The sequence below is a fragment of the Streptomyces beijiangensis genome (assembly GCF_017315755.1).
GTDB classification, from domain to species: domain Bacteria; phylum Actinomycetota; class Actinomycetes; order Streptomycetales; family Streptomycetaceae; genus Streptomyces; species Streptomyces beijiangensis.
The window spans coordinates 1-7,736 of the sequence record NZ_JAFLRJ010000106.1 but is presented as its reverse complement, the minus strand read 5'-3'; the positions used below and the strand labels follow the sequence as shown (position 1 = coordinate 7,736).

At 68.6% G+C, this 7,736-nt stretch carries 9 protein-coding genes and 1 pseudogene; 2 read left to right on the top strand and 8 right to left on the bottom strand.

Annotation, left to right across the window (positions count from 1 at the left end; all coding sequences use genetic code 11):
- Together J0695_RS12335 and J0695_RS12330 are read left to right on the top strand one after the other, a co-directional pair.
- Positions 1-211, top strand: a 211-nt coding sequence (locus tag J0695_RS12335; protein ID WP_277989975.1) for a carboxyl transferase domain-containing protein, incomplete at its 5' end; no start/stop codon positions are given.
- 15 nt (positions 212-226) lie between these two features.
- Positions 227-436 carry an acyl-CoA carboxylase subunit epsilon gene (locus tag J0695_RS12330; RefSeq protein WP_206962034.1) on the top strand — a complete coding sequence of 70 codons (210 nt, stop codon included), beginning with the start codon at positions 227-229 and terminating at the stop codon, positions 434-436.
- Between the two features lie 232 nt (positions 437-668).
- Here J0695_RS12330 and J0695_RS12325 read toward each other — a convergent pair whose 3' ends face one another.
- The 8 genes and pseudogenes from J0695_RS12325 to J0695_RS12290 form a co-directional block, all read right to left on the bottom strand.
- Positions 669-1,250 carry a GTP-binding protein gene (locus J0695_RS12325; RefSeq protein ID WP_206962033.1) on the bottom strand — a complete coding sequence of 194 codons (582 nt, stop codon included), beginning with the start codon at positions 1,248-1,250 and terminating at the stop codon, positions 669-671.
- Positions 1,231-1,800: a DUF742 domain-containing protein gene (locus J0695_RS12320; RefSeq protein ID WP_206962032.1), complete on the bottom strand. Its 570-nt coding sequence runs from the start codon at positions 1,798-1,800 to the stop codon at positions 1,231-1,233. The genes J0695_RS12325 and J0695_RS12320 overlap by 20 nt, the downstream gene beginning before the upstream one ends.
- 90 nt (positions 1,801-1,890) lie before the next feature.
- A complete protein-coding gene (locus J0695_RS12315; protein ID WP_206962035.1) occupies positions 1,891-2,304 on the bottom strand; it encodes a roadblock/LC7 domain-containing protein in 414 nt (137 codons plus the stop codon).
- A 10-nt stretch (positions 2,305-2,314) separates the two neighbouring features.
- On the bottom strand, positions 2,315-5,470 hold the full coding sequence (locus J0695_RS12310) for a sensor histidine kinase (RefSeq protein ID WP_206962031.1): 3,156 nt from the start codon (positions 5,468-5,470) through the stop codon (positions 2,315-2,317).
- Between the two features lie 303 nt (positions 5,471-5,773).
- The gene (locus tag J0695_RS12305; protein ID WP_206962030.1) at positions 5,774-6,364 is read right to left on the bottom strand and encodes a GTP-binding protein; all 591 of its coding nucleotides are present in this window, start codon (positions 6,362-6,364) and stop codon (positions 5,774-5,776) included.
- Positions 6,345-6,752 (bottom strand): DUF742 domain-containing protein, encoded by a 408-nt coding sequence (locus tag J0695_RS12300; protein WP_206962028.1) that lies wholly within the window; start codon positions 6,750-6,752, stop codon positions 6,345-6,347. The genes J0695_RS12305 and J0695_RS12300 overlap by 20 nt, the downstream gene beginning before the upstream one ends.
- Before the next feature lie 123 nt (positions 6,753-6,875).
- On the bottom strand, positions 6,876-7,241 hold the full coding sequence (locus tag J0695_RS12295; RefSeq protein WP_372445754.1) for a roadblock/LC7 domain-containing protein: 366 nt from the start codon (positions 7,239-7,241) through the stop codon (positions 6,876-6,878).
- A pseudogene (locus J0695_RS12290) lies at positions 7,242-7,736 on the bottom strand (histidine kinase); the annotation flags it as partial.

Here is a 7,736-nt window from a genome sequence, read left to right as displayed (position 1 = left end):
CGAGGCCGCCGACCCCGAGGCCATGCGCGCCCGCATGGTCAAGGAGTACAAGGCCGAGCTGATGCACCCGTACTACGCGGCCGAACGCGGCCTGGTCGACGACGTCATCGACCCCGCCGAGACCCGCGAAGTCCTCATCGCCTCGCTCTCCATGCTCCGCACCAAGCACGCCGACCTGCCGTCCCGCAAACACGGCAACCCGCCTCAGTAAGAGGAGAATCCTGCCTTGAGCACCCCCGTCACCCCCGATTCCTCCCTCCTCCGCGTGGAGAAGGGCAACGCAGGCCCCGAAGAGCTCGCGGCCATCACCGCGATCCTCCTGGCCCGCGCCGCGTCCCGCCACGAGGCCCTGTCGCACAACCCGCACTCCACGGCCGGCTGGCGCCGCCTGGAGCGCACCCCGGGCTTCCGCGCACCCCACTCGTGGCAGGGCTGACCCCGCCGCCCCACGGAGCGGACAGGGCCCGGCCCCGCTTGTCCTCAATCGCCGGACGGGCTTGATCTGCCTGGTGTCCACTGTGACGCGCGGGCAATTTAAGCCCGTCCGGCGATTGAGGACATCTTTTAGGGGCCCGGTGTGCAGCCCCCGGTGCGCAGCCCCCGCAGGCCACGAGAGAGGGCCCGCACTCCGACAGGAGTGCGGGCCCTCTCTCGTACCAGCAGAAGCGCTAGCGCAGACGCGCCATCAGCGCGTGCTCGACGAGCGTGATGAGCGCGCTCTTGGCGTCCGCGCGGTGACGGGCGTCCGTCGTGAGAATGGGAGTGTCCGGCCCGATCTGGAGCGCCTCGCGCACCTCGTCGGGCGTGTAAGCCTGGTGCCCGTCGAAGCCGTTCAGGGCCACGACGAACGGCAGTCCGCTGTTCTCGAAGTAGTCGACCGCGGGGAAGCAGTCCGCGAGCCGCCGCGTGTCCACCAGCACGACCGCACCGATCGCGCCGCGCACCAGGTCGTCCCACATGAACCAGAAGCGGTCCTGTCCGGGCGTACCGAACAGATACAGGATCAGGTCCTGGTCCAGGGTGATGCGACCGAAGTCCATGGCCACCGTCGTGGTGGTCTTGTCCCCGGTGTGGGTCAAGTCGTCGATGCCCGCGGACGCGGACGTCATCACGGCTTCCGTACGCAGCGGATTGATCTCCGAGACGGCGCCGACGAACGTGGTCTTGCCCACGCCGAAGCCCCCCGCCACCACGATCTTCGCGGAGGTAGTGGAGCGGGCTGCACCTCCGCTAGAGCTTGCGAAGTCCACTGAGCACCCTTTCGAGCAGTGTCACGTCTGGCGTGCCGCCGGCATTCTCGTCGCCGCCCGGCTGGTGGATGGCGACAAGGCCGGCCTCCGCAAGGTCGGCGACGAGGATCCGGGCGACACCGAGAGGAATGGAAAGAAGAGCCGAGATCTCAGCGACCGACTTGATCTCGACACAGAGCCGGCAGATCCGCTGGTGCTCGGGCAACTGCCCTTGCAGCCGGGAGGGTTCGGCCGTGGTGTGCACCAGCGCCTCGATGGCGAGCTGGTAGCGCGGCCGCGTACGGCCGCCGGTCATGGCATAGGGGCGTACAAGAGGGTTGTGCGCGATCGGAGCGGGCTCAGGGGCACGACGCGGCTGCACCGGCTGGATGCGCGGCGGCTGCGGCGGCTGGGAGTACGGCGAGGGCTGCTGCGGCGGATAGGGCTGTCCGTAAGGAGGCTGACCCTGTCTACTGCTGGGCGTGGAGGGGAAGTTGTAGCGGTTACGGTCGTGATCACCCGGAGACTGCTGTCCACCGTTGTAGGGGTGACCGCCTGGGGGCGTTGCCACGTTTCCTCCTCCGACTGCCGGTCGCTGTTTCCTGTGGAGCCGCGCCACCGCACCCTATGGCGCGGTGGCGAGAAACGCACTGTGTGTCTGTTAGTTGAGAAGACTTCCCTGGAGTTCCGCACGGAGGTCCGGGGTGAGGACACTGCCCGCGCGGTCGACCAGAAGGGCCATCTCGTAGCCGACCAGACCGATGTCGGCCTCGGGGTGCGAGAGCACCGCGAGAGAGGACCCGTCGGAGACGGACATGATGAAGAGGAAGCCGCGCTCCATCTCCACGACGGTCTGGTTCACATGACCGCCCTCGAAGATGCGGGACGCGCCCGCGGTCAGCGAGGTCAGTCCCGAGGCTACGGCCGCCAGTTGGTCGGCACGGTCGCGCGGAAAGCCTTCGGACATCGCCAGAAGGAGTCCGTCGGCGGAGACCACCACCGTGTGGGACACCCCAGGGGTGTTGTCCACGAAGTTGGTGATCAACCAGTTCAGGTTCTGCGCCGCCTGGCTCATCGGGCTCACACTAACGCTCCTGGTTGTAGGTGCTGTCAGGGCTGCTGAAGCCCTGGCCGTTCGTGTCACTACCTGCGTTGCGCCCCTGCTCGACACCGCGGCGCAGGTTGCTCAACCTGCCCCGGATGTCCTCGGGGGCGCGGGAGACCTGAGGGCCGCCCTGCGGGGTCTGTTCCGCGGTGCCCTCGACCAGGTTGGCCTTGGGCACGCGCCGGGGGAGACCGGAGGGGGTGACCCCGCCGGCCTTCGGCTCACGGAGCTTCTCCGCGCGGTGCCAGCGGTCGTCGTTGGACGAACGCCAGTCATCGGGAACGACGACATCACCGGTTTCGGTGCTGCTCTCGTCCTCAGGAGCCGCGGGCTGCTGCGACTGGCTGCCGCGGCGGGGGAGTCCGGCATCGGTCACTTCGTGAGAAGTGCTCGGGGACGGTCCCGGCCGGTCGAAGCCTACGCGTTCCTGGTCACTTGCGGGAGCGCTGGGAGCAGATTCCGTTTCCGTCTGGAAACCGGTTTCGTACGACCCTTCGAATGCGCTCTGAGCAGGCCACTCACCCTGGTGGGCATGGGGATCGAAGGAGCCGTCGTACTGCGGCTGCGGCGTCCCCTGAGGCTCAAAACCGGCCTCCGGATAGGCGTAGCCGTTCTGGTCGTACGAGGGCGCCCGGTCCTGTCCGTACGGCTGCTCCGGGTAAGCGGGCTGCTCGTACTGGGGCTGCGCGTACGGGTCCTGCGTGTACTGCTGCTGCTCGGTGTACTGGGGCTCCGAGTACGGCGCGGGATCCTGCACCTCGTCGCGGTACAGCGGCCGCTCGCCCACCTGGGCCTGAGCCTCCAGCTGCGCCCGCCGCTCCTCGCGTATCAGCGAGCGGTTGACCGGGTCCAGATCAGTCTGCGGCTCACCGGCGATCCCGTCGCCGTAGCGCGAGTCGTCGAAGCCGAGTTCGGCCGCCGTGCGCAGCGGGGCCGTCTGGATGGACGGCAGCTGCGGCTGCTGTGGCTGCTGCGGCTGCTCGGGAATGATCGAGGAGACCGTGAAGTCGTCGACGGGCAGTGCCTCGCCGCCGCCACCGTGGGTGATGGCGTCGGGGAGCATGACCAGCGACGTGGTGCCCGCCTGCTCGCCCGAGGGGCGGAGCTGGACGCGCACACCGTGCCGGTCGGCGAGGCGGCCGACCACGAAGAGGCCCATGCGCTGGGAGATCGCGGCGTCCACGGTCGGCGGGTTGGCCAGCTTGTGGTTGATGTCCGCGAAGTCCTCGGCGGTGAGGCCGATGCCCTTGTCGTGGATCTCGACCATCACGCGGCCGTCGGGCAGCCGGGTCGCGGTGACGCGGACCTTGGTCTGCGGCGAGGAGAACGTGGTGGCGTTCTCCAGCAGCTCGGCGAGCAGGTGCACGAGGTCGGTCACGGCCTGGCCGTGGATCTCGGACTCCGGAACGCCGGACAGTTCGATGCGCTCGTACGACTCCACCTCGGAGGAGGCGGCGCGGAGCACGTCGACCAGCGGGACCGGCTGGTTCCAGCGGCGACCGGGCTCCTCGCCGGCGAGGACCAGGAGGTTCTCGCCGTTGCGTCGCATACGGGTCGCCAGGTGGTCCAGCTTGAAGAGGCTCTCCAGCTGGTCCGGGTCGGCCTCGTTGTTCTCGAGGTCCGTGATCAGGGTCAGCTGGCCCTCGATGAGCGACTGGTTGCGCCGCGAGAGGTTGGTGAAGATCGCGTTGACGTTGCCCCGCAGCATGGCCTGCTCGGCCGCGAGCCTGACCGCCTCGCGGTGGACCTGGTCGAAGGCGCGGGCGACTTCGCCGATCTCGTCCTGCGTATTGATCGGGATGGGCTGTACGCGGGTGTCCACGCGGCCCGGATCCGTACGCGAGAGCTGGTCGACCAGCGACGGCAGGCGCTGCTCGGCTATGCCGAACGCGGCCGTACGCAGCTGGCGCATCGAGCGGCTCATCTGGCGCGCCATCATCCCGGCCAGGACGAAGGCGGCGAGCAGCGCGATCACGACGATGGCGCCGTTGGTGATGGCGTCGGTCTTCGCGGAGTCGGAGATCGCTGCGGCCTCGTCCACGGCCTTGGTGACCAGGCCGTTCTCGATTTCGCTGTAGCCGTCGAACTTGGCGGTGGAGGCGGCCGTCCAGGTCTGCGCCGTGATGCCCTTGGCCTTCAGGGCCGAAGGCTTCTGGCCCTTGCCGATCTCCGCGGCCATGCCGTCGAAGACCGAACCGTTCTTCGACGGCGGTGCGACGAAGGGGACACCGGCGGCATCGGCCTGCTGCTTGGCGGCCGTGAGCTGCTTGGCGCCCTCGGCGGCCTTGCCCTTCATGACCTGGATGAGCTTGTCGGTGTCCGACTGCGTGCCGCCGGAGGTGTACTCGCCCAGAGCGATCTGCTCCAGGTAGTTGTACGAGTTGAAGGCGACGGCCTGCGCGCGGAAGGTGTCCTGCTCCTGGCTCGGGCGCAGCAGCAGGTGCAGGCCGATGGAGCGCTGCAGCGACTCGGCGGCCTTGGCCAGCTCGATCGCGTAGACGGTACGGCCGTAGCTGGTGATGTTGCCGGTGCCGAGGCCGAGTTCGTTGGAGAACTCCATCAGCGAGTGCTGGACCTTGACGTAACCCTCTTCGGTCTTCACCGGGTCGAGGGCTTCGGCGTACGCCGCCTTGCGCAGCGCGGCGAGCTTCGGCTCCTCACCGCGGAAGAGGCTGAGACGCCGTTCCAGGCCCTGCTTCTTGGGCATGGACTGCACGGCGGTGTTGAACTTCTCCGCCGCGCTGTCGGTGGCCGCGTACGCCTTCGTGACGACGGGGCTGGTGCGCTGGGAGGAGAGCAGCGGCGCGGCGGTGAGGTCACGCTCGTTGAGCAGCGCCTGACCGTACTCGGAGGCCGCGCGCACGATGAGCGCGGTCTTCTCGGCGTCCTGCGCCTCGTTCCAGGTGTCCACCGATCCCTTGACCTGGAAGCCGCCCATGACGAGGCCGACCAGCACGGGGACCAGCAGGATGGCGTTGAGCTTTGTCGGCACCCGCCAGTTGCGCGGCGCCAGCCGGCTCGTGGAGCCGCCTGCCACGGGCGCGGGTATGTCCGCAGCCGACACCGCTTCGCGCGGCGGCGGGGTGAAGTTCCCTCGCGCCTGCTGCGTAGCGGAGCCGTTCTTGCTTCGCCTCACTCGACCAACAACCTCTCGGCACCGTATTACTGCTCAGTTCGTCGCATTGCAGCACGTCAGAGGGTGTCGTTCCAAACAGCCGGAACCAGCCATTCCGAGTGGTGCACGCCTCAGATAAAACGGTCATAAAGAGCGAGCCCCGGCAAAAAGCGGGTCAGTTGTGAGCGCAGCGACACCGAGCGACCGCAATGGGTGGCCAGGACGTGCGAATTCTCTCTCGAAACGTTATGAACACAGGGGCGGATCGTGTCAAAGGACACAGTCCGCCCCTAGTCGTCTACGACAACTGCCGTATCGGAAAAGCTACTTGAGACGTGCCATCAGTGCGTGCTCGACGAGCGTGATGAGTCCGCTCTTTGCATCAGCACGGTGCCGCGCGTCGGTGGTGATGATCGGGGAGTCGGGGCCGATCTGCAGGGCCTCGCGCACCTCGTCGGGGGTGTACGGCTGGTGTCCGTCGAAGCCGTTGAGGGCGATGACGAACGGCAGTCCGCTGTTCTCGAAGTAGTCGACCGCGGGGAAGCAGTCGGAGAGACGGCGGGTGTCCACCAGCACGATGGCACCGATCGCGCCGCGCACCAGGTCGTCCCACATGAACCAGAAGCGGTCCTGTCCGGGCGTACCGAAGAGGTACAGGATCAGGTCCTGGTCCAGGGTGATGCGCCCGAAGTCCATGGCGACGGTGGTCGTCGTCTTGTCCCCGGTGTGCGTGAGGTCGTCGATGCCGGCCGAAGCGGACGTCATCACGGCTTCCGTACGCAGCGGATTGATCTCCGAGACGGCGCCGACGAACGTGGTCTTGCCCACGCCGAAGCCGCCCGCCACCACGATCTTCGCGGAGGTGGTGGAGCGGGTCGCGCCACCACCGGCACCGCTAGAGCTTGCGAAGTCCACTGAGCACCCTTTCGAGCAGTGTCACGTCTGGCGTGCCGCCGGCCTCGCCGTTGCCCGGCTGGTGGATGGCCACCATGCCGGCCTCCGCCAGGTCGGCGACGAGAATGCGGGCCACACCGAGCGGCATCGACAGCAGCGCCGAGACCTCGGCCACCGACTTGACCTCACGGCACAGGTGGCAGATCCGCTGGTGCTCGGGGAGCAGCCCCGCAAGGTGCGCCGGGTCGGCCGTGGTGCTGACCAGCGCTTCTATCGCGAGCTGGTAGCGCGGCCTGGTCCGGCCGCCGGTCATCGCGTACGGACGTACCAGCGGCTGGTCGCCCTCACTGTCGTACGACGCGTCGTGCAACGCGCCGTACGGATCGTGTGAGGCGGGTGGCGGGGTCATGGATCCTCCGGGCGGGGACAGCAGGGGGTCGGCTTGCCGTCTGACTTGGCCGGTGGGGGGAGGGTTGCGGCCGGACGGATTGAGGCGAACGTACGGGCAAAACCTGTGAGTTGAGGGTGCGGCCTAGTGGAGAAGGCTTCCCTGGAGCTCGGCGCGCAGGTCCGGGGTGAGGACACTGCCCGCGCGGTCGACCAGGAGGGCCATCTCGTAGCCGACCAGACCGATGTCGCACTCGGGGTGCGAGAGCACCGCGAGCGAGGAACCGTCGGAGACCGACATCAGGAAGAGGAAACCGCGCTCCATCTCCACGACGGTCTGGGCGACCGTGCCGCCCTCGAAGATGCGGGACGCGCCCGCGGTCAGCGAGGTCAGGCCGGAGGCGACAGCCGCCAGCTGGTCCGCGCGGTCACGGGGAAAACCTTCGGACATGGCGAGGAGCAGTCCGTCGGCGGAGACCACCNNCTGCGCCGCCTGGCTCATCGGACTCAACTAGTGCTCCTGCTGGTGAGAGGGGCCGTTTCCGGCGTTGCGACCCTGCTGGATGCCGCGTCGGAGATTGGTCAGCCGGCCGCGTACGTCGTCTGGCGCACGGGAAACCTGCGGACCGGCCTGGTGGGCCTGCTGCTGTGCGGTGCCCGCGACCAGATTGGCCCGCGGTACCCGACGGGGCAGACCGGAGGTGGTGACACCGCCGGCTGCGGGCTTCTTGGCCCGCTCGGCCTGCCGTACGAGCTCGTCGTTGGGCGAAGCGCGCCAGGTGGGGGCCGCGTTGCCCTGGTTGGCCGGAGCGCCGGCCGGAGCCGTATCGCGCCGGGGCATCGGGGGAGTGACCGCGGCGGGCTGCTGCGGTACGGACGGAGCCTGTGGCTCCGGTGCTGCCTGGCCGCCCTGGGGGGAGCGGAACCAGTTCGTCTCAAGGGTGTCGTACAGCGGCGTACGGCCGTCACCGGGCTGGGAGGCCGGCGGCAGCGCCTCCTGCTGGGG